The 26,246-nt window shown below is 69.2% G+C and carries 22 protein-coding genes; 12 read left to right on the plus strand and 10 right to left on the minus strand.

The genetic code is table 11. The features are described 5' to 3' along the window. The first annotated feature begins 47 nt into the window (after positions 1 to 47). The 7 genes from ABNF93_RS22745 (at position 48) to pstB (ending at position 9,077) form a co-directional block, all read left to right on the plus strand. Complete coding sequence (locus tag ABNF93_RS22745) at positions 48 to 2,135, plus strand: RNA degradosome polyphosphate kinase (RefSeq protein ID WP_349330296.1); 2,088 nt, start codon at positions 48 to 50, stop codon at positions 2,133 to 2,135. Between the two features lie 2 nt (positions 2,136 to 2,137). Next, positions 2,138 to 3,811, plus strand: coding sequence for a CYTH and CHAD domain-containing protein (locus tag ABNF93_RS22750; RefSeq protein ID WP_349330169.1), 1,674 nt, complete (start codon positions 2,138 to 2,140; stop codon positions 3,809 to 3,811). A gap of 3 nt (positions 3,812 to 3,814) precedes the next feature. After that, a complete protein-coding gene (locus ABNF93_RS22755) occupies positions 3,815 to 4,885 on the plus strand; it encodes an NUDIX hydrolase (protein ID WP_502877609.1) in 1,071 nt (356 codons plus the stop codon). Positions 4,886 to 5,139: 254 nt separating this feature from the next. Further along, positions 5,140 to 6,120 (plus strand): PstS family phosphate ABC transporter substrate-binding protein, encoded by a 981-nt coding sequence (locus ABNF93_RS22760; protein ID WP_349330170.1) that lies wholly within the window; start codon positions 5,140 to 5,142, stop codon positions 6,118 to 6,120. A gap of 61 nt (positions 6,121 to 6,181) precedes the next feature. Beyond that, complete coding sequence (gene pstC, locus ABNF93_RS22765; protein ID WP_349330171.1) at positions 6,182 to 7,147, plus strand: phosphate ABC transporter permease subunit PstC; 966 nt, start codon at positions 6,182 to 6,184, stop codon at positions 7,145 to 7,147. Next, positions 7,147 to 8,046, plus strand: coding sequence for a phosphate ABC transporter permease PstA (pstA, locus tag ABNF93_RS22770; protein ID WP_349330172.1), 900 nt, complete (start codon positions 7,147 to 7,149; stop codon positions 8,044 to 8,046). Before pstC ends, pstA begins: the two co-directional genes overlap by 1 nt. 260 nt (positions 8,047 to 8,306) lie before the next feature. Then, complete coding sequence (gene pstB, locus ABNF93_RS22775; protein ID WP_349330297.1) at positions 8,307 to 9,077, plus strand: phosphate ABC transporter ATP-binding protein PstB; 771 nt, start codon at positions 8,307 to 8,309, stop codon at positions 9,075 to 9,077. Between the two features lie 260 nt (positions 9,078 to 9,337). Here pstB and ABNF93_RS22780 read toward each other — a convergent pair whose 3' ends face one another. From ABNF93_RS22780 to ABNF93_RS22800, 5 genes are all read right to left on the minus strand, one after another. Continuing rightward, positions 9,338 to 10,321, minus strand: coding sequence for a type IV toxin-antitoxin system AbiEi family antitoxin domain-containing protein (locus ABNF93_RS22780; protein ID WP_349330173.1), 984 nt, complete (start codon positions 10,319 to 10,321; stop codon positions 9,338 to 9,340). 438 nt (positions 10,322 to 10,759) lie between these two features. Beyond that, positions 10,760 to 11,755: an inorganic phosphate transporter gene (locus ABNF93_RS22785; protein ID WP_349330174.1), complete on the minus strand. Its 996-nt coding sequence runs from the start codon at positions 11,753 to 11,755 to the stop codon at positions 10,760 to 10,762. Between the two features lie 9 nt (positions 11,756 to 11,764). Next, positions 11,765 to 12,382 carry a DUF47 domain-containing protein gene (locus tag ABNF93_RS22790; protein ID WP_349330175.1) on the minus strand — a complete coding sequence of 206 codons (618 nt, stop codon included), beginning with the start codon at positions 12,380 to 12,382 and terminating at the stop codon, positions 11,765 to 11,767. A gap of 66 nt (positions 12,383 to 12,448) precedes the next feature. Beyond that, positions 12,449 to 12,799 (minus strand): DUF202 domain-containing protein, encoded by a 351-nt coding sequence (locus tag ABNF93_RS22795; RefSeq protein ID WP_349330176.1) that lies wholly within the window; start codon positions 12,797 to 12,799, stop codon positions 12,449 to 12,451. A gap of 45 nt (positions 12,800 to 12,844) precedes the next feature. Beyond that, a complete protein-coding gene (locus tag ABNF93_RS22800) occupies positions 12,845 to 13,405 on the minus strand; it encodes a YidH family protein (protein WP_349330177.1) in 561 nt (186 codons plus the stop codon). Between the two features lie 215 nt (positions 13,406 to 13,620). On the opposite strand from ABNF93_RS22800, the gene ABNF93_RS22805 reads away from it, so the two are divergent. Next, a complete protein-coding gene (locus tag ABNF93_RS22805; RefSeq protein ID WP_349330178.1) occupies positions 13,621 to 14,949 on the plus strand; it encodes a C1 family peptidase in 1,329 nt (442 codons plus the stop codon). Between the two features lie 242 nt (positions 14,950 to 15,191). Further along, a complete protein-coding gene (gene fdhA, locus ABNF93_RS22810; protein ID WP_349330179.1) occupies positions 15,192 to 16,424 on the plus strand; it encodes a formaldehyde dehydrogenase, glutathione-independent in 1,233 nt (410 codons plus the stop codon). Between the two features lie 218 nt (positions 16,425 to 16,642). Here fdhA and ABNF93_RS22815 read toward each other — a convergent pair whose 3' ends face one another. Both ABNF93_RS22815 and ABNF93_RS22820 read right to left on the minus strand, forming a co-directional pair. Then, positions 16,643 to 17,635: a phosphotransferase family protein gene (locus ABNF93_RS22815; RefSeq protein WP_349330180.1), complete on the minus strand. Its 993-nt coding sequence runs from the start codon at positions 17,633 to 17,635 to the stop codon at positions 16,643 to 16,645. 104 nt (positions 17,636 to 17,739) lie between these two features. Beyond that, on the minus strand, positions 17,740 to 18,621 hold the full coding sequence (locus ABNF93_RS22820) for an AraC family transcriptional regulator (protein ID WP_349330181.1): 882 nt from the start codon (positions 18,619 to 18,621) through the stop codon (positions 17,740 to 17,742). A gap of 260 nt (positions 18,622 to 18,881) precedes the next feature. On the opposite strand from ABNF93_RS22820, the gene ABNF93_RS22825 reads away from it, so the two are divergent. Then, positions 18,882 to 20,117 (plus strand): GNAT family N-acetyltransferase, encoded by a 1,236-nt coding sequence (locus tag ABNF93_RS22825; protein WP_349330182.1) that lies wholly within the window; start codon positions 18,882 to 18,884, stop codon positions 20,115 to 20,117. Between the two features lie 40 nt (positions 20,118 to 20,157). Here ABNF93_RS22825 and ABNF93_RS22830 read toward each other — a convergent pair whose 3' ends face one another. Next, a complete protein-coding gene (locus tag ABNF93_RS22830) occupies positions 20,158 to 20,991 on the minus strand; it encodes an alpha/beta fold hydrolase (protein WP_349330183.1) in 834 nt (277 codons plus the stop codon). A 267-nt stretch (positions 20,992 to 21,258) separates the two neighbouring features. After that, entirely contained in the window at positions 21,259 to 22,176 is a 918-nt protein-coding gene (locus tag ABNF93_RS22835; protein WP_349330184.1) for a 1,4-dihydroxy-2-naphthoyl-CoA synthase, read from the minus strand. Positions 22,177 to 22,347: 171 nt separating this feature from the next. On the opposite strand from ABNF93_RS22835, the gene ABNF93_RS22840 reads away from it, so the two are divergent. Both ABNF93_RS22840 and secD read left to right on the plus strand, forming a co-directional pair. Continuing rightward, complete coding sequence (locus tag ABNF93_RS22840; protein ID WP_349330185.1) at positions 22,348 to 22,866, plus strand: hypothetical protein; 519 nt, start codon at positions 22,348 to 22,350, stop codon at positions 22,864 to 22,866. A gap of 109 nt (positions 22,867 to 22,975) precedes the next feature. Next, entirely contained in the window at positions 22,976 to 25,273 is a 2,298-nt protein-coding gene (gene secD / locus ABNF93_RS22845; protein WP_349330186.1) for a protein translocase subunit SecD, read from the plus strand. 34 nt (positions 25,274 to 25,307) lie between these two features. Here the strand turns inward: secD and ABNF93_RS22850 are convergent, their stop codons facing one another. Continuing rightward, entirely contained in the window at positions 25,308 to 26,195 is an 888-nt protein-coding gene (locus ABNF93_RS22850; RefSeq protein ID WP_349330187.1) for an SDR family oxidoreductase, read from the minus strand. Positions 26,196 to 26,246 lie beyond the last annotated feature (51 nt).

Genomic DNA, 26,246 nt, shown 5'->3' on the forward strand with positions numbered 1-26,246 from the left:
GCAGTGTGAGTTCGCAGCTGATCCGCCCCGAGGTCGCCGAGTACGACATCGAGCCGCCGTACGACGTGTCCGGGGGCGACCTTTCCGCCGACCGGTTCCTGGACCGGGAACTGTCCTGGCTGCACTTCAACACCCGGGTGCTCGAACTCGCCGAGGACTCCCGGATCCCGCTGCTCGAACGGGTCCGCTTCCTCGCGATCTTCGCGGCCAACCTCGACGAGTTCTTCATGGTGCGGGTGGCCGGACTGAAGCGCCGGATGGCGGCCGGTGTCGCGGTCCGCGCCGCGTCCGGGCTTCTCCCCCGCGACGTGCTGGAGGCGATCTGGACCCATACGCAGGAGCTGATGATCCGCCACGCGTCCTGCTTCCACGATCAGGTACACCCGCAGCTGGCCGGCCAGCGCATCCAGATCCTGCGCTGGGCCGATCTCGACGAGTCCGCGCAGAAGCGCATGCACGACCTCTTCGGCGCGCGCGTCTTTCCGGTCCTGACGCCGCTCGCTGTCGACCCGGCCCATCCGTTCCCCTATATTTCGGGCCTTTCACTGAACCTCGCGGTCGTCGTACGCAATCCACAGACCGGCACGGAGCACTTCGCGAGGGTGAAGGTCCCGCAGATCCTGCCCCGTTTCGTGCCCGTCGACGACGGTCGCTTCGTCCCGCTCGAGGATGTCATCGCGGCCCATCTCGACCAGCTGTTCCCCGGCATGGAGATCCTGCAGCACCACACGTTCCGGGTGACCCGCAACGAGGACCTCGAGGTGGAGGAGGACGACGCCGAGAACCTCCTGCAGGCGCTGGAGCGGGAGCTGATGCGGCGGCGGTTCGGCCCTCCGGTCCGGCTGGAGGTCGAGGCCTCGATCGACCCGCACGTCCTGGATCTGCTGGTCTCCGAGCTCGGGGTCAGTCGTGCGGAGGTCTGCCACCTCACCGGGCCGCTCGATCTCACGGGCCTCTCCGCGATCGCCGACCTCGACCGGGCCGAGCTGAAGTACGCCGCGTTCGTCCCCGCCACCCACCGCGACCTCGCGGAGGTCGAGAGCTCCCACCCGCCGGACATCTTCGCCGCCGTCCGCCAGCACGAGGTGCTGCTGCACCATCCGTACGACTCGTTCTCCACCAGCGTCCTGCGGTTCATCGAGCAGGCCGCGACCGACCCACAGGTGCTCGCGATCAAGCAGACCCTCTACCGCACCAACGAGGAGTCGCCGATCGTCGACGCGCTGATCGATGCCGCCGAGGCGGGCCGGCAGGTCCTTGTCGTGGTCGAGATCAAGGCGCGGTTCGACGAGGAGGCGAACATCCGCTGGGCGCGCAAGCTGGAGCAGTCCGGCTGCCACGTGGTCTACGGCTTCATCGGGCTGAAGACGCACTGCAAGCTGTCGTTGGTCGTACGCGACGAACCCGACGGCATCCGCCGCTACGCGCACATCGGCACCGGCAACTACAACCCGAAGACGGCGCGGCTCTACGAAGACCTCGGGCTGCTCAGCTCCGACCCGGTGCTCACCACCGACCTGAACGCGCTGTTCAACCACCTGTCGGGTTACGCCCTGACAACCGAGTACCGCCGGCTGCTCGTGGCGCCGCGGACGATCCGGGACGGGCTGATCGACCGGATCACGGCCGAGGTCGACCACCAACGGGCCGGACGTCCGGCACGGATCCGGATCAAGGCCAACTCGCTGGTGGACGAGGCGGTGATCGACGCGCTCTACCACGCCTCCCGCGCCGGTGTGCCCATCGACCTGCTGATCCGCGGGATCTGTGCGCTGAAACCCGGAGTACCTGGGCTGTCGGAGACGGTACGGGTGCGAAGTATCCTCGGCCGGTTTCTCGAACACTCGCGGATCTTCTGGTTCGCCGGCGGTGGGTCACCGGAGGTCTGGACCGGTTCGGCCGACCTCATGCACCGCAACCTCGACCGTCGCGTCGAGGCGCTCGTCCAGGTCGTGGCGCCGGACCATGTAGACGAGCTGACCGACCTGTTGGATCTGGCGTTCGACGAGGGTACGGCGGCGTGGGTGCTCGACGGTGGTGGCGGTGGCTGGACGCAACATCGGGTTGACGCGGACGGTGCGCCGCTCCTGGACCTGCAGGACCATCTGATCGCCACCAAGCTCCGGCGGCGCTAGTCGTGGCGCGTGGGCGGGCAGGCTCAGGGGTCGAGACCGGGACCGAGGTCGAGCGGAAGTTCGGTGTCGACGAGGCGTACGCGGTCCCCGACCTGAGCGATGTCGTGACCGTGCGTGAGGAGGGAACGGACGTCCTCGTCACGACGTACCTCGACAGCGCTGACCTGCGGTTGTGGCGGGACGGCATCGTGCTGCGCCACCGCAGCGGTGGGCCGGACGCAGGCTGGCACCTGAAGTTCCCGGCCGCGATCGCCGACGGCGAGGGCGCGGCGGGCGCGGCGGGCGGAGGTGCGGGGCCGGACACCCGGGTGCGGTCGGAGGTACGCCTGCCCGCACGGCGCGGCGACCACCTGGACGCGCCACCCGCTGAGCTCCTCGGCCTGGTCCGGGTCGCCCTCGCCAGCGCCCAGGTCAGCCCGCGGGGGCGGATCCGTACCGAACGCACCCGCCGGACGCTCCTCACACCCGGCGGCGCCGAGCTCGCCGAACTCGCCGACGATCGCGTGACGGTCGGCCCCGCCGATCTGGATGAACGGATCCCGCATCCAGAAACGGCGTCACCACCGGGGACCCCGCATGCGACGGGCGTTCCACTCGGGGCGTTCCGAGAGCTGGAGCTGGAGGAACGCGACGGTGCGGCCACGCCTGAAGGTCGGCGGCTCCTCGACGCCGTGGCGACCCACCTGGCGGACGCCGGTGCTCAACCGCCGGCCGCAGAGTCCAAGGCCGTCCGGGTGCTCGGCGACCCGGCCAAGCTCCCACCGGCCGTGCCGCCCGTACCATCGCTGTCCCCCGACGCACCGGCGGCCGCGGCCGTGCGCGCGCACCTCGCGACGTACACCCGGGCGCTGCGGCGCGAGGATCTCCGCGTACGCCTCGATGCCGAGGACTCGGTCCACCAGCTGCGGGTGGCGACCCGCCGGCTGCGCAGCGGGCTTCGGGCGTTCCGGCCCCTGTTCGTGACCGGCTGGGAGGACGCGCTGCGTACCGACCTGCGTTGGCTGGCGACCAGCTTCGCGCCGACCCGCGACGCCGAAGTCCAGCTTGCCCGCCTGGTCGACCGGGCGGGGCGGCTACCGGACGCGGAGGCCACGGAAGAGGTCCAGACGTTCCTCCGTCGGCGCCTCGGCCGCGAGCTCGCGACCTCTCGCGGGGCAAGCCTGGCGGTGCTCGACACCGACCGTTACCTTGCTCTTCACCACCAGCTGCTCCAGGCCGCGGACGCACCCGCGACAGTGAAGGCCGCGAAGAAACCCTGCGCGGAGGTGCTGCCGCCGCTCGCGCGCCGGGCGTACGGACGACTGGAGAAGGCCACCCGCGGTCTCGACGCGGACGCGCCGGACACCCGGTGGCACGAGGTACGCATCACCGCGAAGCGCGCGCGGTACGCCGCCGAGGCATGCGCACCCGCGCTCGGCAAGCCCGCGAGGCGGCTGGCCGGCCAGCTTTCCCGGGTCACCGACGTGCTCGGGGAGCACCAGGACGCCGTGGTCGCCGCTGCCACCCTCACCCGGCTCGCGACCTCCGGCCGGGTCCCGGCGCGGGTGGCGTACTGGCTCGGCGTGCTCCACGCGGAGGAACGCGCTGCCGCCAGGGTCGCCCGAGAGTCGTTCGGCGACGTGTGGCGGGAAGCCGGCCGGCCGAGGTACCACCATTGGTTGGACGAGGAGCACTGACCCATGGACGGGCGTACGACAGGGTCCGGCGGCCGACGCGTGGTCGAGGCGGCAGGCGCCGTCGTCTGGCGCCAAGGAGACCATGAGCAGGTCGAGGTGCTGCTCATCCACCGGCCGAAGTACGACGACTGGTCGTTTCCCAAGGGCAAGCTCGAACCCGGTGAACGCGCGCAGGGTGCGGCAGTCCGCGAGGTACGGGAGGAGACCGGCGTCCACGTGCGGCTCGGCCCGGTCCTGCCGAGCGTCCATTATCCGCTCGCGAACGGGTCGGACAAGGTGGTGCGGTACTGGGCCGCCACTCCCCACGACCCCGGACGCCCGGCCGGCCCAGGTGCCACCCGCTCACGCGCCGGCCCTTCGAGCAGAGGCCCAGACACGGCCCGTTCCGACAGCGCCCACCCAGGTCCTGCCGCCCCCTCAGGTGCCGCCGCGCGCTCAGGACCCGCCGCGCGCCCAGGTGCCGCCGCCCCTGGCACCGCTGGCACCCCCGGAGCCATGGCCAACCCGTCGTTCCAACCCAACCGTGAGGTCGACGCCTGCGCGTGGTTCGGGCGGCGCGAAGCGGCGCACCAGCTCACCCACCCTCGCGACCGCGCCCTCCTCGGCCACCTGCGCCCCGTGGCCACCCAGACCCTCGTCGTTCTCCGGCACGCCCACGCCATCGAGCGCGCCCGCTGGTCGGGCCCCGACCCCGACCGTCCATTGAGCCCGGAGGGGATCGTTGAGGCGGAGCAGCTACGGCCCACGCTCGATGCGTACGGCATCCGCCACGTGGTGTCATCGCCGGCGCGGCGGTGCGTGGACACCGTTCTCCCCGATGCCATCCGCCACGGCCTCAGCGTCGACGTCGACCCGGCGTTCGCCGAAGAGGCCCCGGACACCGTGGTGCGGGCGGCGGCGGTCGGGCTGCGGCGGGTGCGCGAGCCGACGCTGCTGTGTACGCACCGGCCGACGCTTCCGGCCATTTTCGAGGCGCTCGGTGTCACCCCGATCCCTCTCGACCCGGCCGAGTTCGTCGTCGTACACCTCCACGACAACGCCCCATTCGCGGTGGAGCACCCAGACGGGAAATGATCACGCTCTGCGTGATCATTTCCGTTCTCCGCCTCCGCCCGCGCAGGAGGCGGCGGCCTCGACAGCCGGCGCGCCGGCAAGCGTACCGGACCGGCAGTTCACGTGACGTCCGCCACAGCGTCGCGCAGGCGTCACGGTTCCGCCGGCCGACGTTCACCCTTCGTTCACGCGAGCCGGGGAGCGGTTTCACCTGTACTGCCTACGTTCCGTGGTGACCGCGTATTTCCATTGACCCGAAGGGCAAGGGCAAGAACGTGAACCACAACCGGTTCGCCGCATTCGCGGCTGCCGCTCTGGGTGGCGCCCTGGTGCTGGCCAGCTGCGGCGGGCAGAACACCGGATCCGAGTCCACGACCGGCGAAGGCGGCCAAGGCTCCGCTCTCTCCGGCGAGGTCCGCGTGGACGGGTCGTCGACCGTTCAGCCGCTGACGGCGGCCGCGGGCGAGCTTTTCAAGGAGCAGGAGTCGGGGGTGAACGTCTCCGTCGGCACCAGCGGCACCGGCGGCGGATTCAAGAAGTTCTGCGCCGGCGAGACCGACATCTCCGACGCGTCCCGCCCGATCAAGGACGAAGAGAAGGCGGAGTGCGAGAAGAACGGCATCGAGTACGCCGAGGTGCAGGTGGCCAACGACGCACTCACGGTGGTCGTGAACCCGGAGAACACCTGGGCCGAATGCCTGACCGTCGAGCAGCTCAACGCAATGTGGGCGCCTGAGGCCGAGAAGAAGGTCACCACCTGGAAGCAGGTCGACCCGACGTTCCCGGCCGAGAAGCTCGACCTCTACGGCCCGGGCACCGACTCCGGCACCTTCGACTACTTCACCGACGAGATCAACGGCGAGGAGGGTGCCTCGCGGGCGGACTACAACGCCTCCGAGGACGACAACGTGCTCGTGCAGGGCGTCGCGGGCAGCAAGAGCGCACTGGGTTACTTCGGTCTCTCGTACTTCGAGGAGAACTCCGACAAGCTGAAGGCCGTGAAGATCGACGGCGGCAGCGGATGTGTCGAGCCCTCGATCGAGACCGCACAGGCCGGTGACTACGCCCCGCTGGGCCGTCCGCTGTTCATCTACGTCGCCAAGAAGGCGTACGCCGACAAGCCACACGTCAAGGCGTTCGTCGACTTCTACGTCAAGAGCGACGAGGAGATCACCGAGCTGGCGAAGTTCGTCCCGCTCAACGACGAGCAGCGCACCACGGCGCAGGATGCGGTCGCCGGGATCAGTGGCGCCTGACATCCTGCACGTGCCGGGCGCTGGTACCGGTATCCACCCTGCCACGGAGGATCGTCCGACCGTGACGACAACAGCAGCCGCCGGTGGGGGTGCGACTCGCGAGTCGCACTCCCGCCGCGGCAACTCTTCCCCGTTGCGCTCCTCGAGCCCGAGGTACGGCGAACGGATCATCAAGGCCGTCCTGGCCGGCGCCGCGGCGCTGTCGATCGTGATCACGGTCGGGATCGTGGTGTCGTTGCTCGTGCCCGCCGTGGAGTTCTTCGGCCAGGTCTCGGTCGTCGAGTTCCTCACCGACACCAGGTGGGCACCGCGGTTCTCCAACCCGAGCTTCGGCGTCCTGCCTCTCATCACCGCGACGGTCTGGGCGACCGTGATCGCGCTGGCCGTGGCGATTCCGTTCGGCCTCGGCGCCGCGATGTACCTCAGTGAGTACGCCTCGGCGGGCGCGCGCCGGATCCTCAAGCCGATTCTCGAGGTCCTCGCCGGGGTTCCGACCGTGGTGTACGGATTCTTCGCGCTCGAGTTCGTCAACCGGATCTTCTTCCGCGAGATCCTCGGCCTGCCGTTCGGGACGTTCAGCGTGCTCTCTGCGGGGCTCGTGATGGGCGTCATGATCATCCCCACGGTCGCCTCGCTGTCCGAGGACGCCATGTCGGCCGTGCCGCTCAGCATGCGGCAGGGTTCGTACGCCCTCGGCGCCAACCGGATGCAGACGACGCTCCGGGTGGTCTTCCCCGCCGCACTGTCGGGGATCGTCGCCGCGGTCGTGCTCGGCATCTCCCGTGCGGTGGGCGAGACGATGATCGTCGCCATCGCCTCGGGTCAGCAGCCGGTGATGCTGCTCAACCCGGTCGAGGGCGGCCAGACGATGACGGGTTTCATCGCCCAGGCGGCGCTCGGTGACAGCCGGGTCGGCTCGGTGGAGTACAACACCCTCTTCGCCGTCGGCCTGCTGCTCTTCGTGATGACGCTGGTCGTGAACCTCGTCAGCATCAGCCTGGTCCGACGGTTCCGGGAGGCGTACTGATGGCCGCTGTCACAACCACCGCCGGTGGTGCCGCGCTCGGCCGGGCCAGCGGCGGTGAACGGAGCGCGAAGTCGCTGGTGTTCCTGGTCGCCTTGTGGCTGAGCCTCTTCTTCGCCTTCGCGTTCCTGCTGACGCTGATCATGACGACGCTCATCGACGGGCTCCCGCGCCTCGACGCGACGCTGTTCACCAACTACACATCGTCGTTCGCCGAACGGGCGGGGGCACGGGCCGCGGTCCTGGGTTCGCTCATGGTCGTGGGCTTCTGCGCACTGCTGGCCGTGCCGCTCGGCGTCGCCGCCGCGATCCACCTCGAGGAGTTCGCCGACCGGCACCGGTGGTACAACCGGCTGTTCGAGCTCAACATCGCGAACCTCGCAGCCGTACCGTCGATCATCTACGGCATGCTGGCGCTCGGCTTCCTCGCCGTCCTCGGCGTCGCCAACAAGAACATCGTCATCGGCGGCTCACTCGCCCTCGCGCTGCTGATCTTGCCGGTCATCATCATCACGGCCCGCGAAGCGCTCCGCGCCGTACCCGCCGAGATCAAGGAAGGGTCGCTCGCCCTGGGCGCGACGGAGTGGCAGACCGTGTGGCGCCAGACCCTTCCGGCCGCGCTGCCCGGCATCGCCACCGGCACCATCATCGCCTTGTCGCGTGCCATCGGCGAAGCCGCTCCCCTGCTGCTGCTCGGTGGGCTCGTGTTCGTCACGTACGACCCCAACGGCCTGCTCAGTGGCTTCACGACCCTGCCGATCCAGATCTTCAACTGGGTCCAGCTCCCGCAGGCCGACTTCAAGACGGTCGCCTCCGCGGCGATCATCGTTCTCCTGGCGATCCTGCTGGCGATGAACGGCCTCGCCATCTACATCCGCAACCGCTTCCAGCGCCGCTGGTGATCCCGACAACGATGAGGGCTTCTCACATGGCACACAGGGAACCCATGACACCCACGCACCCGACCTCGACGGCGTCGAGCAGCGACAGCGCCGCCGAGCAGGGCGGCGAAACCGCGGCCGGTCAGGGCAGCACTGCCAGTCCGGTGGACCGCGCCGGGGCCAACGGCACCGGCACCGGCACCGGCTCCGGCACCGGCCAGCGGTACGTCGAGCCACCGCCCCTCACGGAGCATCAGTTGCCGACCACTCCGGCCGCGGTGATGGAGTGCCGCAAGCTCAACGTCTTCTACGGTGCGTTCCATGCCGTCCACGACGTGGACCTTCCGTTCGGCCACAACGAGATCACCGCGCTCATCGGACCGTCCGGGTGTGGGAAGAGCACCGTCCTGCGGTGCCTCAACCGGATGAACGACCTGATCCAGGGCGCCCGCGTCCAGGGTGAGGTGACGTTCCGGGGAGAGAACGTCTACGGCGCCGGCGTCGACCCGATCGAGGTACGCCGCCGGATCGGCATGGTGTTCCAGAAGCCGAACCCGTTCCCGAAGTCGATCTATGACAACGTGGCGTACGGCCCCCGGGTGACCGGCATGAAGGTCGACGACATGGACACCGTCGTCGAAGAGGCGCTGCGCGGCGCCGCCCTGTGGGACGAGGTGAAGGACAAGCTCAACCAGAACGCCTACAGCCTGTCCGGCGGCCAGCAGCAGCGGCTCTGCATCGCCCGGACCATCGCCGTTCAGCCCGACGTCATCCTGATGGACGAGCCGTGCTCCGCTCTCGACCCGATCGCCACCGCGCGGATCGAGGACCTCATGCAGTCGCTGCGCGAGCAGTACACGCTGGTCGTCGTGACGCACAACATGCAGCAGGCGGCACGGGTGTCTGACCGTACGGCGTTCTTCACCGCCCGGCCCGACGAGACGACCGGCAACCGGACCGGCATGCTGGTGGAGTTCGACACCACGTCGAAGATCTTCTCGAACCCGTCGGAAAAGGCGACCGAGGCCTACATCACCGGCCGCTTCGGCTGACCCACCGGAGCGTTCGCCCGAGTCGGGCACTTCGACAGTCGCGGCGTGCCCGGGGGCCTGCCGCCCTGCCAGCGCCCGGCGACAATGACCACGCTTCCCGGCGACAATGACCACGCTGCCCATGCCTGTGTCAGCCGGCACAGGCGTCGACACCTCGCAAGGGTGCACTCGCCTGGTCGGCAAGGCCTCTCCCCGCCCGCTACGCCGCCCTCGTGCTCGCAGAGGCTCGGCTGAACGCTGACCGGATCCGCCCCCGCCCGCTACGCCGCCCTCGTGCTCGCAGAGGCTCGGCTGAACGCTGACCGGATCCGCTTGGCGAGCTGCGTACGACGCTCCGGACCGAGGTCGGTCCAGGTCAGCCGGACGACCTCCAACCCGAAGTGCTCTCGCAGGGCATCCTCGCGCAGCTTCTCCCGCCAGACGACCTCGCCAGGGTCCGCATCATTGCCTAGGTCGCGGTAGTACTTTCGCCGGCCGTCGAACTCTACGACTGTCCCGTACTCCCGGAAGAGGAAATCCGTTCTGGCGACGACGGATCCATCGCGCGTCCGGAAGACAGCTTGCAGCTCGGGCGTGGGGAGGCGAAGCTCGTCGAAGGCGACGCGAGCAAGCGACTCGCCCGGGCTCTCGCTGCGACCGTCCGCGAACGCAACGACCCGACTGGCGGTCCGCGAGCCGGCCCAGTCGCGGCAGGCGAGGAGTTCGGTCACGAGCTCGCTCCGCTTCGCACCTCGACGGAGGCCGCAGTCGGCTACGACGACGCCGGCGTCGAACGAGGAAAGGCGCGCGAGGTCCAGCACAGTCCGAGCCACACTCGTCACCGCGATGCCGCCAGCCGCACAGACGGTCCGTGCCTCGAGGGCACCGCGGTGGTGGCAGACTCCCGCCTCGATCCTGGCGGAACGCAGCTCAGGTCGAGTCAGGTGGACCAGGGACAGGTCGGCCTCTGCCATGTCGAGATCGTGTACGACGCCGGCCGACCAGTGACTTGCGACCGCTGGCCCGTCCACCCGCAGCAATGCCGAGCGGACCTCGACAAGGTGTCGGCGGTTGGGGGACATGGTCTCGTACGTGTGCGCGTCGATGTAGACGCCGCGGCGAATACGGCGCCACTCACCGGAGCTGACCAGCCGCTGGATCTCCCTGTCGCTTACGCCGGCAGCCAGCGCCTGGGGCCGGGTGAAGAGTCCTCCGCCGGCAGCGATGGATGTCACCGGCAGCCGGCCATGGATGAATTCGGTCATGCGGCAGACGATGGCTCTTCGCTGTCCGGCACATGCGGTCGTGCAGAAGACCTGTGGAGAACCTTGCCGGTGCGTCACCTGTGGAAGAAACGAGCGCTGATGCGGCCAGGGTCAGCGGTAGTGACGCACCGTTTCGGCGCGAACGCTCAGATCCGCCACCAGCGACCACACCGCCCAGGTGAGCCACCCCGCCGCCACGCCGCCCAGGTGAGCCATCTGTTGCCATGTCAGCCAGGCAAGCGGCCATGTCAGCCAGGCGAATGTCAGCCGGGCAAGGTGCCGACGCCTGTGAGGAGACCACTGACCAGCTCAGCGTGGTCATTTGCGCCGGCTGCGGACCAGCACCGGCAGCCAGTGGAGCTCGCCCGACGGATGGAGCTTTGCTCATGTGTGCCAGCCAAAGTGCCGCAGCTATGGAGCCAGGCAGATGGGCCGGGCCTACGGGAGGAAGAGGCGGGCGAAGGCGTACACCAACGCCGCTACCGCCGCCGACATCGGGATGGTGAGCACCCAGGCCCGTAGGATGTTGCCCGCCATGCCCCACCGAACCGCGGAGAGACGGTTGGTCGCGCCGACACCCATGATCGCCGAGCTGATCGTGTGGGTCGTCGACACCGGGGCATCGAGACCGATGGCCATCACGTAGAGCACGCTCGACGCGGTCGTCTCCGCCGCGACGCCCCGCGCCGGGTCGAGCTTGATCACCCGCCGTCCGAGGGTACGCATGATCCGCCAACCGCCGGAGTAGGTGCCGAGCGCGATCGCACCCGCCGCGGACAGCTTCACCCACAGCGGCACATCCGTACCAGAGTGAAGGTCGGCCGTGACGAGAGCCAGGACGATGACGCCCATCGTCTTCTGGGCGTCCTGGAGCCCGTGACCGAACGCCATGGCCGCCGCCGACACCGACTGGCCAGCGCGGAAGTGTCGGTTGACCTTGTTCGGGCTGGTCCTACGGAAGATCCAGAGCAGTCCGACCATGACGAGGTAGGCCAGGGTGAAGCCGAGCAACGGCGACATCACCATCGGGACGACGACCTTGTCGAGGATCACGTCCCAGTGCACCGTCACCGAGGCGGCCATTCCGGCTCCGATGAGCCCGCCGATGAGGGCGTGCGATGACGACGATGGCAGCCCGAGCCGCCAGGTGAGGAGGTTCCAGGTGATCGCACCGATCAGGCCGGACAGGACGACGGTCATGCCGTGCGAGTCGACGCTCGGCGTGATGATCCCGCTGCCGATCGTGCTGGCGACACCTTCGGAGACGAGCGCGCCGGCGAGGTTCATCACGGCGGCGAGGGCGAGGGCGACGCGAGGGGTCAGTGCGCGGGTCGAGATCGAGGTCGCGATCGCGTTGGCCGCGTCATGGAAGCCGTTGGTGTAGTCGAAGACCAGGGCAATCGCGACGACCGCCACGACGAGGGCAAGCTCCATACCGCCTGCTCACGACTCCTTGACGGCGATCTGCTCGACCGTGTTGGCGACCTTCTCGAACGCGTCGACAGCCAGCTCGAGCTGCTCGACCACGTCCTTCAGTTTGAGGACGGTCAGGGCGTCGTACGCACCGCTGAACAGCTTCGCGACCATCTGCCGGTGGATCTGGTCGCCGAGGTTCTCGAGGCGGTTGATCTCGATCCAGTACTCCTCGAGGTGGCGCATCGTCCGCAGCCGCGGCATCGCCTCGGCCGTGAGATCGGCCGCCCGTTGGAGCACCTCGACCTGCTCCTCCATGCCTTCGGGAAGGATGTCGAGCTCGTAGACCGCGATGGCGTCGACCGCGGCCTCCATGTAGTCCATGACGTCATCGAGGCCGGCGGCGAGGCGGTAGATGTCCTCCCGGTCGAACGGCGTCACGAAGGTCGAGTTGACCCGCCGGATGATCTCGTGGGTGGCCTCGTCGCAGCGGTGCTCGGCGTCCTTCATCAGCCGAGCGGTGACCGTGCGATCGTTGTCGTCGACCAGCAGTTCGGCCAGCAAACGGGCGCCGTCGACGAGGTTCGCCGCGGACTTGGCGAACAGATCGTAGAACGTCGTGTCTACCGGTGTGAGTCGGAAGCGCACGGCGAACTCCTGTCGAAGTCTTCGTGTCCGGTCCAGCGATGGCCCGGGCCAATGCTAGGGGGGTTGTCAACGGTGGGTCACGACGGCCACGAGGTCGAGGGCGCCGACGACCACGACCAGTGCAGCGGCACAGACAGTGAACCCACCCCGGGCGAGCAGGACCGCAGCAGGGCCTCCCATCAGACCGCGATATGCACGATGAGTAACCACCCAGGCGGGAACAGTGAGTGCAAGGACGACGAATCCGGCGATAGCCGCCCACAGTCCCGTAGCCGAGGAGCTGCGGATCAGCAGGGCCCCGTTGACCGCGAGCGCGAGCAGGGTGCGGTTCCAGGCCATGGCCGTGCGCTCCAACTGGGCGGCCTGGTCATAGACCCGGGTCGCGGCCCTGTCGCCCGCCGGTCCGGCCGCCGTCATTCGTGCCCCCACCCCGACCACTGACCCATCCGAAGATCCACTTGCCTACCCGAAGACGACGAGGGCGATCACGGCCAGCGACACCACCAGCGCTGATGCGGCGAGGCCGAGTGGCATCAGAGTGGGTGGGAGGGGCGCATCCCGGCGCATGGCGGCGACGTTGGCCCGCCACCTGACGTACGCGCCGATCGACGCCGCGATCCCCGCGACTGCGAGGACGCTGCTGATCAGGCGCCGGATCCGCAGATCCTCGACGGCGGTGAGGAACTGCATCGCCGCGACGCTCGCGGCATCCAGGGCGAGCGCGGTACGGACGTAGGCGAGGAAGGTCCGCTCGTTGGCGAGGGTGAACCGGTAGTCGGGCTCGCGGACGCCGGGATCGTCCACACCGGCAGGCTCACTGCTGGCGTCCGCGGTGCCGGACGTGTCGCTGCCGTGGGCCGCGGTGCTGGCAATGTCGGCGTTGGCGGGGTCGGTGTTGGCGCGGTCGGTGTTGCCCCCGTCGGCGTTCTCGGCGCCGGTCTTTCGGACGCGGGCGCTGTGTGCGGACGAATCTTCGCCGGACGGATCACCGGCTCCGCCAGCCGTCCTCGCGTCCTCGGCCACGGTCCCATCCTCGCACCCGAGAACGTTCGATGATCCCAAGCGGGACAGGGCGCGTCGCCGCGACCTCGCCCGCGCGATCGCCGCATGTCGCCTCGGGACACTATGGTCAACAGGAAAGGCTTCGACACGGCAGCGGCACCACCGCCACCAGGACCACCGCCACCAGGACCACCAGCAGCGCCATCAAGATCATCGCCACCCAGGGGGTTCACCACATGGACGCCGGCCTCACGCCCGCCGAGCTCGAACTGATGCGCAAGGGCTTCGCCGACAACCCGGCCTACCGCCTCGCCCAGAACGCGCTCACCCAGACCTCGCTCGACGACCTCGCGCTCGACCGGGAGATCGTCGTACGCACGGACCGGACGGTGTCCCACCTGCTCGACGACTGGAGCGCGACCAACCAGAAGAGCAGCGGCCGCTGCTGGCTCTTCGCCGGCCTCAACCTCCTGCGGGTCGGCGCCATGACGAAGATGAACCTCAAGAAGTTCGAGTTCTCGCAGAACCACGTGATGTTCTGGGACAAGCTGGAACGGGCCAACTACTTTCTCGAACAGATCATCGACACCGCCGACCGGGACGTCGACGACCGCACGGTCGCCCACCTGCTGCGCGATGTCGCGGGCGACGGCGGGCAGTGGAACATGTTCGTCGCCCTCGTCCGCAAGCACGGTCTCGTGCCCAAGTCGGTGATGCCCGAGACGCAGAGCTCGTCCGCAACGGCCCGGATGAACGACATTCTGCGCCGGGTGCTGCGCCAGGGCGCCCGTGACCTGCGTACCGCGACTGATGTCGACGCTGCCCGGCAACGCAAGCAGGCGATTCTCGAGGTGGTGCACCGCGTTCTCTGCATGCACCTCGGCACTCCTCCGGAGCGCTTCCACTGGCAGTGGACCGACAAGGACCGGGCCTTCCACCGCGACGGAGAGCTCACGCCGCAGGAGTTCGCCGAGAAGTACGTCGACCTTCCGCTGGACGACTACGTCTGCCTTGTCCATGACCCGCGCGAGAGCAGCCCTCAGGGCAGGACGTTCACCGTCGACCGACTCGGCAACGTCGTCGACGGCCCGCGGGTCATCTACCTCAACGTCGACGTCGCCCTCATGAAGTCCCTTGCCAGGCAGACGATCGTCGACGGCGAACCGGTGTGGTTCGGTTGCGACGTCGGCAAGATGATGCGCCGCGACATCGGGATCTGGGACGCCGCGCTCTACGACGTCGGCGCCGTCTATGACACCGAGTTCGACCTCGACAAGGCCGACCGGCTGCTCTTCCACGAGACGGCGATGACCCACGCGATGCTCTTCACCGGCGTCGACATCGAGGGTGAGTCCGCACGGCGCTGGCGGGTGGAGAACAGCTGGGGTGACAAGGACGCCGACCAGGGTTTCTACACGATGAACGACTCGTGGTTCGACGAGTACGTCTTCGAGATCGCCGTACGCCGTGACCGGCTGCCCGCGGAGCTCCAGGCGGCGCTCGGCGAGGAGCCGATCGTGCTTCCCGCGTGGGATCCGATGGGCGCACTGGCTCGTACGCACTGACTCCAGGCAGCCCACCTGGGGCGAAGGTCCCCCCCGCGGCCGGTCTTTTTGGGGAGTACACGGGATCGTCGCGGCAGTGTTCTGAGGGTGTCCCACGCAGGCCACCCGTGTCCGGGATCCGGCGACGTCCAAAGCGATGTCGTACGTCACTCTCCTTCCGGGCGGCCGGCCACGCAGAACGCGGAACGCCGGGATGCGAATGGATCGTGTCCACGCGGCGCCGCAGGGGGAGGCAGCACAAAATGCCAGGAAACAAAGCAGTGGAGTACATCGGCCCAGGCAAGGTCGAAGTACGCACGATCGACTATCCCACCCTCGAGGTGCACGACGGCCCCGGCGTACCACGGGCGAATGTCGGTCGTCAGTGTCAGCACGGCGTCGTCCTCAAGGTCGTGGCGAGCAATATCTGTGGCTCCGACCAGCACATGGTGCGTGGCCGTACGACGGCACCGTCCGGGCTGGTGCTGGGCCACGAGATCACCGGCGAGGTCGTGGAGAAGGGGCGTGACGTCGAGTTCATCGACGTCGGCGACCTCTGCTCGGTGCCGTTCAACATCGCTTGCGGGCGGTGCCGAATGTGTAAGGAAGGAAACACCGGTGTCTGCCTCAACGTGAACCCGGACCGGCCGGGCGCTGCGTACGGCTATGTCGACATGGGTGGATGGGTCGGCGGACAGGCGGAATATGTGATGGTTCCGTACGCCGACTGGAACCTCCTGAGGTTCCCGGACAAGGCGCAGGCGATGGAGAAGATCCTCGACCTGACGATGCTGTCCGACATCTTCCCGACCGGCTACCACGGCGCCTTTACCGCAGGGGTGACGACCGGGGCGACGGCGTACATCGCCGGAGCGGGTCCGGTGGGGCTGGCGGCGGCACACGCGGCCCAGTTCCTGGGCGCCTCGGTGGTGATCGTGGGCGACATGAACCGGCGCCGGCTCGAACAGGCACGCAGCTTCGGCTGCGAGACCGTGGACCTCACCGAGGACGCGACCCTGCCCGAACAGATCGAGCAGATCCTCGGAGTTCCCGAGGTCGACGCCGCCGTGGACGCGGTCGGCTTCGAGGCGCGCGGCCACGGGCAGGACGCCGACACCGAGATGCCCGCGACCGTTCTCAACTCGATCATGGAGATCACCCGGCCGGCGGGGAAGCTCGGAATTCCGGGGCTGTACGTCACCGGTGACCCCGGCGGCGCCGACGAGGCTGCAAAGACCGGCAGTCTGTCCATCCGGATCGGACTCGGCTGGGCGAGGTCGCTGTCGATGACGACCGGCCAGTGCCCGGTGATGCGCTACCACCGCGGACTGATGCAGGCGATCCTCCACGACCGGACCAAGATCGCGAAAGCCGTCAACGCCAAGGTGATCCCGCTGGAGGACGCACCGAACGGCTACGAGGACTTCGACAAGGGAGAGGCGTGCAAGTACGTCCTCGATCCGCACGGAATGTTGGCCGGCAAGTCCGCCGCGTGAGACCTGCGGCCCGGTCACACGCGTGAGGACCGCGGAACGGTCCAACAGGTGATCAACGGTCACCAGATCCGGACACCCACGCGCCGGGTGTCCGGATCACCCACCGTCGATCACCTCGGCCTGTCGGACAGGTGGAGCGTGCGCCGCTCGGTGACGAACGCCGCCACCAGGTCGGCGGCCTCACATCGAATGGTTGTGTCTTCCCGCTGGGCGCGCCCCTAGTTGTTGCGGTTCATGAGGTCACGTACGCGGGAGACCTCGCCCCGGACCGCACGGGTGCCGAGCCTCGACACCTCTGCCGCCTCGGCAGCGTTCAGGTACGCCGCCGGTGACTTCCCGTGAACGCGAGCGAGCAACAGCGCGCCGGTGTGGCGTACGACCGACTCCTCCGCACCGGCCCGCCCACCCGCCGCCGCATAGCTGTCAAGGAAGCCTTGCGCGCACGCCGTCAGCCGCTCCCGCGCCCCCTCCGCCCGGGTCGCGAGGTGCACCGCCTTCATCACCAGGTGGTGCAGCAGGAACGCGACGTCGAACACCGGATTGCCCGCATGCGCGACCTCGAAGTCGAGCACCCAGAGGTCGTCGCCACCGGTCAGGACGTTCTTCGGCGAGAAGTCGCCATGGACGAGGCAGGTCTGCTCGGTGAGCAACTCGTCCAGACACGCGGTCACGGCGGCGGCAAGGTCAGGACACCTGGCGGCGACGGTGCGGTGGTACGGGTCGCCGCGGAGTTCGAGGAACATCGTCAGGTCGGCGAAGGCTGCCAGCGTGTCCGCGTCCCCCCGGGTCGCCGCGTGCCAGGTGCCGAGCACGTGCCCCAGCGTGATGGCGGCCGGAACCGCGATCGTGCCGCCCAGCAGGGAGGTACGCCACTCCGACCAGCCCTCCGGTGCCGCCGACAAGACGATGATGAACCGCTCCGGGTCGTAGTCGAGCAGCCGCGGCAGGCGCCCGGGTGTCAGCGTTTGGAGCAGGCCGATCGCCCGCGCCTCGACACCGGCACGTTCCTGGCGCGCCGGCCACACGTCGGCGACCGACAGGAACGGCAGCGGCTGCTTGACGACGTACCGTTGCCCACCACCGACCGCGAGGAACGTCGCGCTGCTCACGCCACCAGCGAGGGTGGTGACCCGGAGGCCGGCGCCCGCCGGGGCGATCCCGCGGGCGCGCAGGTGTTCACCCACGGCCTCCTCGGTCAGTCGCACCGTCACCCGAGCGAGTCTGCCCGACCGGCGATGCCGGCGACAGGCTCCGCGATGGCGAACCCCGGTCGCCGGCGTCTCCCCTCGCCGGGTCGACCTCCGAACTGCCGCGCTCAGTCGATCGGGACGTACAGATCGGTGCGCAGTTCGTCCGGCGGCGTGCTGTCATGGTCGCTGACATAGACCTCGAGGCAGACGCCTTCTCGCAACGTGTGACCACCGGCCGGAATGTGCTCGCCGTAGAGCCGGGCCCAGGCCTCGCCGAGTCCGGAATAGTGGCCGACGAACTCCGCGCGGAGGAACTTCCCCGACGGCAACCGTTCCTCCTCGAGGTCACCGATCTTCGCGTCGTCACGCACGCTGACCGCGGCGACGGCCTGCAGTTCCTCGGCGGGTTTGGTTTCCGGGTCGTCGTAGTAGATGGCGAGCCGCATCGCCTCGGGATCGTCCATCAGACCGAGCGGACCTGCCTGCTGCGCGAGTGCGCCGAAAGCCGCGCCGATCAGGTAGTAGGGGCCTTTGTGGCGTACGGCCGCAAGGCGTTTCGCCGGTACCTCGACGATGTCCAGTTTCATCGGGTCTCCTCCCCGATCGACAAGATGGAAAAGGGTCAGTCCGCCCGGATGGAAATGCAGACCGTTGGGAGCCCGGATACCCGGACATGTCCGCAGGCCGTTGCGGAATCTTGACGGTGGCATTCCGTACGCCTGTTGAAAGGCCTTGGTGAATGCCTCGTGGGTGGCATATCCCGCGGTGAAAGCCAGCTCCGTGATCGGCCGGGAGGTGTTGCGTACCTGCCAGGCCGCACGTTCGAGCCGGAGCCGACGGATGAGCTCGGCGGGCGATTCGCCCGTCATCGCCCGGAAGATCCGGTGGAAGTGATAGGGCGACAGGAACACCCGACCGGCGAGCTCACGAAACCCGGGCGGATCGTCCAGCCTGCGGGCGATTTCGGCCATGGTGTCCCGCACCATCGCCTCGTAGTCCACCGCCATCAGTCCACCGCCATCGCACACCGCCTGGAAGCCCATCCGTTGCCCATGTCGAAGTCAACGTAGACGAGCGAACGGCGGGGTCGCTTGTCCCCGCTTGCGGTCCGTACGCGGCGAACCTCCGTCGCGTACTCCGGTGATCAGCACGGGGATTTTCCTGGAAGCAACATGCCTGGTCGACCGGCGAAATGCGGACGAGCGAAGCTGGGTCGCACAAGGCGGGCGAGGGGGCTTCGCGGGACGCTCGATCTGAGGGGGACCTCATGACGTTGTGGCAGGTACGCACCCGGGTTCGCGATCTTCCCGGCACGCTGGCGCGCCTCGCGACCGCGCTCGGCTCCGTACCAGGAAATGTGGTCGGCATCGACGTCCAGGGGTGCGACACCACGCACGTGCACGACGACCTGTTCGTCGACGTACCTGACTCGGTGACGCAGGCTGAGCTCGGCGGGGCGCTGGCCGCGGCGGTGGAGGGGACCGAGCCGGTCTACGCCCGTCGGGCACGCGCGCAGGAACTCGTCGACGGCCCCAGCCACGCACTTGCCCTCGCCGAGCGACTGGTCGAGGATCCGGCGAGCATGCCCAAGCTGGTGTGCCAGCTGGTCGGCGGCGACAGTGTCGAGCCGAGGTACCGGATCCCGGCCGAGTCCGACCACGAACTCGTCGTGATCGTGCCGCCCACCGGCGAGGTCATGGTGATCCGGCGGGACTGGGCGCCGTTCACCGTCGTCGAACGCGCCCGGGTCGACCGGTTCCTCGCCTGTGCGGCAAGCATCGCCCGGGCACGGTCCAGGGCGGGGCACAGCGCCACCCTCGCCGACGGCGCCGAAGTGCGGCTCCGGGACGGTACGCCCGCCGACACCGATGACGTGGCTGACCTGCTCGAACGCTGCAGCGAGTCGACGCGGCAGGGGCGGTTCATGTCCCCGACGGTGCACCTGTCGGACGAGTGGCTCGCGCGGCTGGCATCGCCGGCCGGGGGCTTCGCGGTCCTGGCGTACTCAGAAACCGGAGCGCTGATCGGCATGGCCCAGTGCCTGCCGGACACCGATCAGGACGTACGCGGGGATGTGGCTCCGGGGCCCGCCGGCAGCGATCGGCCGGGCCGCCACGAGATCGGCCTCGTCGTCGTAGACACCTGGCAGCGACGTGGGGTGGGGACGCTGCTGTTGCGGAGCCTCGTGCGAAGGGCCAGGAGCGAGGGCATCGAGGACGTCGTGTCGGTGGGGATCGCCGGCCGGCCCGGGGCAGAACGGTTGTTCGTCCGAGCGGGGCTCGCTCCGGTCGTCCGGTACGTCGACGGCATCCGGGAGGTGCGGGCCCGGCTCAGGTCTGGTCGTCGTGCGGCTGGATCTGACCGGCGTGCGGCTGGATCTGACCGGCGTGCGGCTGGGCGGATGGCCACAGTGCCGGAACCGATCAGCCCGACCCACGACCAGCGGGGTTCGGTGCTCAGCGGCCGCCGTGCCCGTCAGGCCTGGGCCCGGTCACAAGCCTGATCGCGCTGGGGATCCGGCCGTCACCTGGAGGGTGGGTGGGCTAAGGGTGGAGGCCGCGGGGCAGGGGGAAGTGCTCGGCGAGGAACTCCAGCAGCAGTCGGTTGAAGGCCGCGGGGTTGTCCTGGTGGGCGTGGTGCCCGGCCCGGCGGATCACCTCGTACCGACACCGCGGGTCCCTCGCCGCCCATCGCGGTGCCAGCCGGCGGACTCCCGTCGTACCGTCGTACTCGCCATGGACGAGCAGCAGCGGCTGCTCGATCCGATAGGTCGGATCCGATCTGATCTTCCCGGCACCGGCCCGTAGGGCCGCGAGGAGCTCGCCCCTCGTGAGCCGTTGGGTCGCGTCGTAAGCATAGGTCTGCACCGCCGGGAGGATGCCGCTCGCGCGCGCCAGGCGCTGCCGCAGCGTACGTCCCGAACGCAGCCGACACCCCGCCCGCGACCACGCCGACGCCCACGCGTGCCACGGCCCCGCCGGAAATGTCACGCAGCCGGCGCCGATGACGACCAGTGCGGCGACGCGTTCGGGCCGGGAGAACACGATCTGCTGGGACACCTGCGCGCCGAGCGCCTGACCGACCAGGCACACCTGCCGGCCGAGCAGGTGATTGTCCAACAATGCTTGGAGATCCTCGGCGACATCGGTCATCCTCAAGGGAACCTTGCCCAGTGGCTTCGACCTGCCGTGGCCGCGGATGTCCCAGCGGAGCGTGCGGTAGCCCGCCTTCCACACGGCCGGCAGCTGGGCGGCGAACATTCGGTGATCCATCGAGGCACCGTGGGTGAAAGCCACCATCGGTGCGCGTTTGGGACCGGCCATCCAGTAGTGGATCGCCGACCCCGACCGCTGGAGGATGCCGGAGATCTCCTCCACGAGTGCCCCTCTCGCGACGCGTCTGGCGCGACGTCGACAGGCATTCCGGCACTCCTGCCCGATCAGCGTAACCACAGCGGTGGCACTGATGTGGACCCATTCACCAACCCGCCGCCACCAGAGACCATGCGGTGGTCGCAGGGTTTCGCGTCGTACACCAACGCTGAACGAACGACAGAAGCTCAACGAGGAAAGGGTTCAGTAGTGGAGGGTTGCAACAGCGGAAATGTGCTCAGCAGTGGGAAAGGGCTCAGCAGTGGCAAGGGCTCAGTAGTGGAAAGGGAAGGGCGACCAGTCGGGATCGCGCTTCTCCAGGAAGGCGTCGCGCCCCTCGGCCGCCTCGTCGGTCATGTACGCCAGCCGGGTCGCTTCACCGGCGAAGAGTTGCTGTCCGACCAAACCGTCGTCGATCAGGTTGAAGGCGTACTTCAACATGCGCAGGGCCGTCGGGCTCTTCCGGTTGATCTCCCGGGCCCATTCCAGCGCCGTACGTTCGAGATCGGCATGCGGGATGACGGCGTTGACCATGCCCATCTGGTACGCCTCGTCCGCGTCGTACGCCCTGCCCAGGAAGAAGATCTCCCGGGCGAACTTCTGCCCGACCTGACGGGCGAGATAGGCCGAGCCGAATCCGCCGTCGAAGCTGGCGACATCGGCGTCGGTCTGCTTGAAGCGCGCGTGTTCGCGGCTGGCGAGGGTGAGGTCGCAGACGACGTGGAGGCTGTGGCCACCGCCGGCGGCCCAGCCGGGTACGACACACACCACGACCTTCGGCATGAAGCGGATCAGCCGCTGGCATTCGAGAATGTGCAGCCGCCCGGGACGCGCGGTGTCCACGCCGTCGGCGGTCTCCCCGTCGGCGTACTGATAGCCGGTACGACCCCGGATCCGCTGGTCACCGCCGGAGCAGAACGCCCAGCCGCCGTCTCTGGGCGACGGCCCGTTGCCCGTGAGCAGGACACAGCCGACGTCCGGGGTCATCCGGGCGTGGTCGAGGGCGCGGTGGAGCTCGTCGACGGTGTGCGGCCGGAACGCGTTGCGAACTTCGGGACGGTTGAACGCGATTCGCACGGTCCCCTGGTCGACCGCCCGGTGGTAGGTGAGGTCGGTGAAGTCGAACCCCTCGACCGCCTTCCAGGAGGCAGGATCGAACAGCGGTGAAACCTGCTCGGACGCCCCACCCATCCGGCCCACCCTCTCCCTTGTCGTTCACGTGTGCAGGCCCGTGTCATGCTCGCCCACTGATCGTGCCACCGCGGGGCGACGACCCGGCACCCCGGCTGGTCCACGTCCGCGGACCCTCCTCGCCGTAGACTGTCGAGTCCCCAAGCCGTCGGAACCAGCGGAGGACCGGTCGTGGTACGCAGATGCGCGCTGCACAGCCGGATCCGCGGGCCCGCGGCGGCGGCCATGGGCATCCTGCTCGGCGTCCTCCTCGGCGTGGCTCAGCCGGGCATGGCCGGACTCCGGGCCGCCTATCGGGAGCCGGTCGGCGGCAACAACCGCACCGCCGCCCAGCCGCTCACCGACGCACGGACCCATCGCGCGACGTCCGCATCGCAGAGCACGTCGGAGAGAGCATTCGCTGGCATGTCGCAGGACACGTCGCAGAGCGCGTCGGAGGGTACGTCGCGGGGCAGACCGAGCGGTCTCGGTCATATCGCCCCGAAATCCTCTGCGGTCCACGGCATGAGCGGCTCGGGCTCACCAAGCGCGTCCAGCGATCCGGCCGGCGCGACGCACGAACGCGCACGGGCCGCCGGCGACACCACCCACGCCGCGGGAGTCCTCTCCGGCGCGGACGTCGTCCACTCCACCGGATGGCGTGGAGCGCCCGTCGAGCGTGCTCCCCCGGAGGTCGGTTCCGCCGCCTGAACGCCTGGATCACGCCGACGCTCACGAACCCCTTCGCTGACTCGGGCGTACCGCAGGCGAAAGGCTCCTTCCTCGGCCCGCGACCCCACCGATCCTCCCCGGAGGCACCGTGTCCCGCGCACCTCTGTTCCGCGCCATCCTGACGTTCGGCATCCTCGCCGCGGCGTTGTACTTCGCGATCAGTACGCCGGTCAAGCTGGGCCTCGACCTGCGCGGCGGCACCCAGATCGTCCTCGAGACCCATGACGGTCCCGCCGCCAAGGCCGACGCCGAATCGACGAGTCGTGCGCTGGAGGTCCTCCGCCGCCGGGTCGACGCACTGGGTGTGTCAGAGCCGAGCCTCACCCAGTCCGGTGACCGCCGGATCATCGTCGAGCTGCCCGGTGTGCAGGACCCGCGGGAGGCCGAGCGGGTCATCGGTCGTACCGCCCAGCTCACCTTCCATCCCGTGGTCGGCGTCGCCCAGCCGAAGGAGAAGCCCAAGAAGGGCGAGAAGATCATCGCCGACGAGCAGGGCCAGCGGATCAAGATTGGCCCGACTGCCCTCACCGGCGAGGGTGTCACGGACGCCTCCGGAATGACCGACCCGCAGCAGGGGCTCGGCTGGTTCGTCAACGTCAAGTTCACCGGAGCCGGCGGCGACGCGTGGGCCAAGGTGACGGGCGAGGCGGCGTGTGCACAGCCCGGTGATCCGAAGCGGCGGGTCGCCATCGTCCTGGACAACCGGGTGATCTCCTCACCGCAGGTCGAAGAGACCGTCCCCTGCAACGTCGGGATCGCCGGCGGCGAGACGACGATCACCGGCGACTTCACCCAGGAGTCGGCACAGGAACTCGCCGTCCTCATCAAGGGCGGCGCGCTCCCGGTGCCCGTCGAGACGATCGAGCAGCGCACCGTCGGGCCGACGTTGGGTGCCGAGGCGATCGAGGCGAGCTGGAAGGCCGGCGTGATCGGCCTCGCCCTGACCGGCCTGTTCATCATCGTCGTCTACCGGCTGATGGGTGCGCTCGCGACGATCGCGCTCGCCAGCTACGCGCTGCTGTCCTACGCCACCCTGGTCGCGCTCGGCGCCACCCTCACCCTGCCCGGCCTGGCCGGCTTCGTCCTCGCCATCGGCATGGCGATCGACGCCAACGTGCTCGTCTTCGAACGCGCACGGGAGGAGTACGCCGCCGCGCCCAAACGCGGGCTCACCGCGGCCCTGAGCCGGGGGTTCTCCGGGGCGTGGAGCGCCATCATCGACTCCAACGTCACCACGCTGCTCGCCGCCGGGTTGCTGTTCTTCCTGGCGTCCGGACCGGTCCGCGGGTTCGGCGTCACGCTGTCGGTCGGTGTCATCGCCTCGCTCGTCTCCGCGCTCATCATCGCCCGGGTGCTCACCGAGTGGGCCGTCAAGCGGAGCTTCGTCCGCAACCGCCCAGGCATCACCGGGCTCGCCGCCCTGGGGCGGGTGCGGACCTGGCTCACCGAACGCAACCCCGACCTGATGTCGCGGAAGAACCTCTGGCTCGCGATCTCGGCCACCGTCGTCATCGTCGCGATCGCGGGCATCTTCGTCCGCGGGCTCAACTGGGGGGTCGAGTTCACCGGCGGCCGGGTGATCGAGTACTCCACGAGCCGGCCGGTCAACATCGACGCGGCACGCGAGGCCGTGGCCGACGCCGGGTTCCCGCGCGCGGTCGTCCAGCGCTCCGGCGAGGACAACGTGTCCGTGCGTACCGGCCAACTCACCACCCAGCAGGCCGTCGAGGTCCAGGAGGCGCTCGGCGACGTCGGTGGCGAGGTCACCAAGGAACGCGACGAACTCATCGGGCCGAGCCTCGGCACCGAACTACGGATCAAGGCGCTCATCGCGCTCGGGGTGGCTCTGCTCGCGCAGATGGCGTATCTCGCGATCCGGTTCCGATGGACCTTCGGGGTGTCGGCGGTGCTGGCGATGTTCCACGACATCCTGTTCGTGACCGGTGTGTTCGCCTGGCTGGGCCGGCCGATCGACGGCGTCTACCTCGCAGCGGCGCTCACCATCATCGGCCTGTCGGTCAACGACACGGTGGTGGTCTTCGACCGGGTGCGGGAGTTGTGGGCGGGCAGTCCGCGGACGCCGTTCGCCACGACCGCGAACACCGCGGCGTTGCAGACCGTCCCGAGGACCATCAACACCGGGCTGGGCGCGATGTTCATCCTGGCCGCACTGGCGGTGCTCGGCGGGTCGTCGCTCACCGACTTCGCGGTGGCGCTGCTGCTGGGGCTGCTCGTCGGTACGTACTCCTCGGTCTTCACCGCGACGCCACTCGCGATCACGTTGCAGGCGAAGAGTGCCAGCGGGCCGCCCAGGACCCGGTCGCGCGCACCGGAGGCCGCTGCCCGGCGCCGGGCCCGCCAGTCCGGTTCAGGTGCCGTCGTCTGACACCGTACGCCGGGGCGCGTGGAGGCCGCCGAGGTCAGGGCAGGCCGCCGGCGGCGCAGAGGTTCTGGCCGGTCAGCCACCTGCCGTCCGGCCCCACCAGGAACGCCACGACGTCGGCGATGTCCGCGGGCTGGCCCAGCCGGCCGAGCGTGGTCATCGCGGGGATCTGCTCCAGCACTTCGGGCGGATTGGTAGACCGCAGCAGGTCGGTGTCGGTCGCACCGGGCGAGACGATGTTGGCGGTGATGCCGCGCGCGCCGAGTTCCTTCGCGGCCGTACGCGTCAACATCTCGACCGCACCCTTGCTCGCCTGGTAGAGCCCGTTGCCCGCCACCGGCAACGCGGTGTTGAGCGTCGAGAACGCCACGATCCGCCCGCCGTCGCGCATCCGCCGCGCGGCCTCCTGCAAGGCGATGAACGTCGACCTGGCATTGGCGTTCATCACCGCGTCGTAGTCGTCCTCGCTCGCCTCGGCAAGGCTCGCCAGCCGGCTCGTCGCGGCGTTGCACACGAGGATGTCGAGACCGCCCAGCAGTTCGTCGGCCGTGTCGAAGAGCCGTCGTAGGTCGGCGACGCTGCCGAGATCCGCCGGCACGGCGTGGGCGACCTCACCTGCCGCGCGCACGGTCTCGACCACCTCGTCGGCCGCCTGCTTGTGTCGTACGAAACTGAACACCACCGAAGCACCGTCGCGCGCGAGGCGCTCGACGACCGCGCGTCCGATACCGCGCGAGCCGCCCGTCACGAGCGCCGTCCGCCCCTCCAGCACGCCTGACATCGCCACCCCTTGCACGGGGTACGACCCCGTGCCGCCAACGTAGCAAGCGATCTCGTCAGTGCCGTCCTCACCACGCGAGGCGAGTTGCATGGTCGCGCTGGATGGAGTCAGTCCGAGCGGGATCGCCTGACCCGCTTCAGCCACACCCCCCACGGAACCAGTCCTCTAGGCTGGCGGAAAGCATGGCCCTGGAGC

Source organism: Actinopolymorpha sp. B9G3, assembly GCF_040120725.1.
Taxonomy (GTDB): Bacteria; Actinomycetota; Actinomycetes; order Propionibacteriales; family Actinopolymorphaceae; genus Thermasporomyces.

Excerpts from the sequence above, each read along its gene's own strand:
- ABNF93_RS22755 (WP_502877609.1), top strand. The coding sequence starts at position 3,815 with ATGGACGGGCGTACGACAGGGTCCGGCGGCCGACGCGTGGTCGAGGCG.
- pstA (WP_349330172.1), top strand. The coding sequence starts at position 7,147 with ATGGCCGCTGTCACAACCACCGCCGGTGGTGCCGCGCTCGGCCGGGCC.
- pstB (WP_349330297.1), top strand. The coding sequence starts at position 8,307 with ATGGAGTGCCGCAAGCTCAACGTCTTCTACGGTGCGTTCCATGCCGTC.
- ABNF93_RS22780 (WP_349330173.1), bottom strand. The coding sequence starts at position 10,321 with ATGACCGAATTCATCCATGGCCGGCTGCCGGTGACATCCATCGCTGCC.
- ABNF93_RS22785 (WP_349330174.1), bottom strand. The coding sequence starts at position 11,755 with ATGGAGCTTGCCCTCGTCGTGGCGGTCGTCGCGATTGCCCTGGTCTTC.
- ABNF93_RS22795 (WP_349330176.1), bottom strand. The coding sequence starts at position 12,799 with ATGACGGCGGCCGGACCGGCGGGCGACAGGGCCGCGACCCGGGTCTAT.
- ABNF93_RS22805 (WP_349330178.1), top strand. The coding sequence starts at position 13,621 with ATGGACGCCGGCCTCACGCCCGCCGAGCTCGAACTGATGCGCAAGGGC.
- fdhA (WP_349330179.1), top strand. The coding sequence starts at position 15,192 with ATGCCAGGAAACAAAGCAGTGGAGTACATCGGCCCAGGCAAGGTCGAA.
- ABNF93_RS22820 (WP_349330181.1), bottom strand. The coding sequence starts at position 18,621 with ATGGCGGTGGACTACGAGGCGATGGTGCGGGACACCATGGCCGAAATC.
- ABNF93_RS22825 (WP_349330182.1), top strand. The coding sequence starts at position 18,882 with ATGACGTTGTGGCAGGTACGCACCCGGGTTCGCGATCTTCCCGGCACG.
- ABNF93_RS22835 (WP_349330184.1), bottom strand. The coding sequence starts at position 22,176 with ATGGGTGGGGCGTCCGAGCAGGTTTCACCGCTGTTCGATCCTGCCTCC.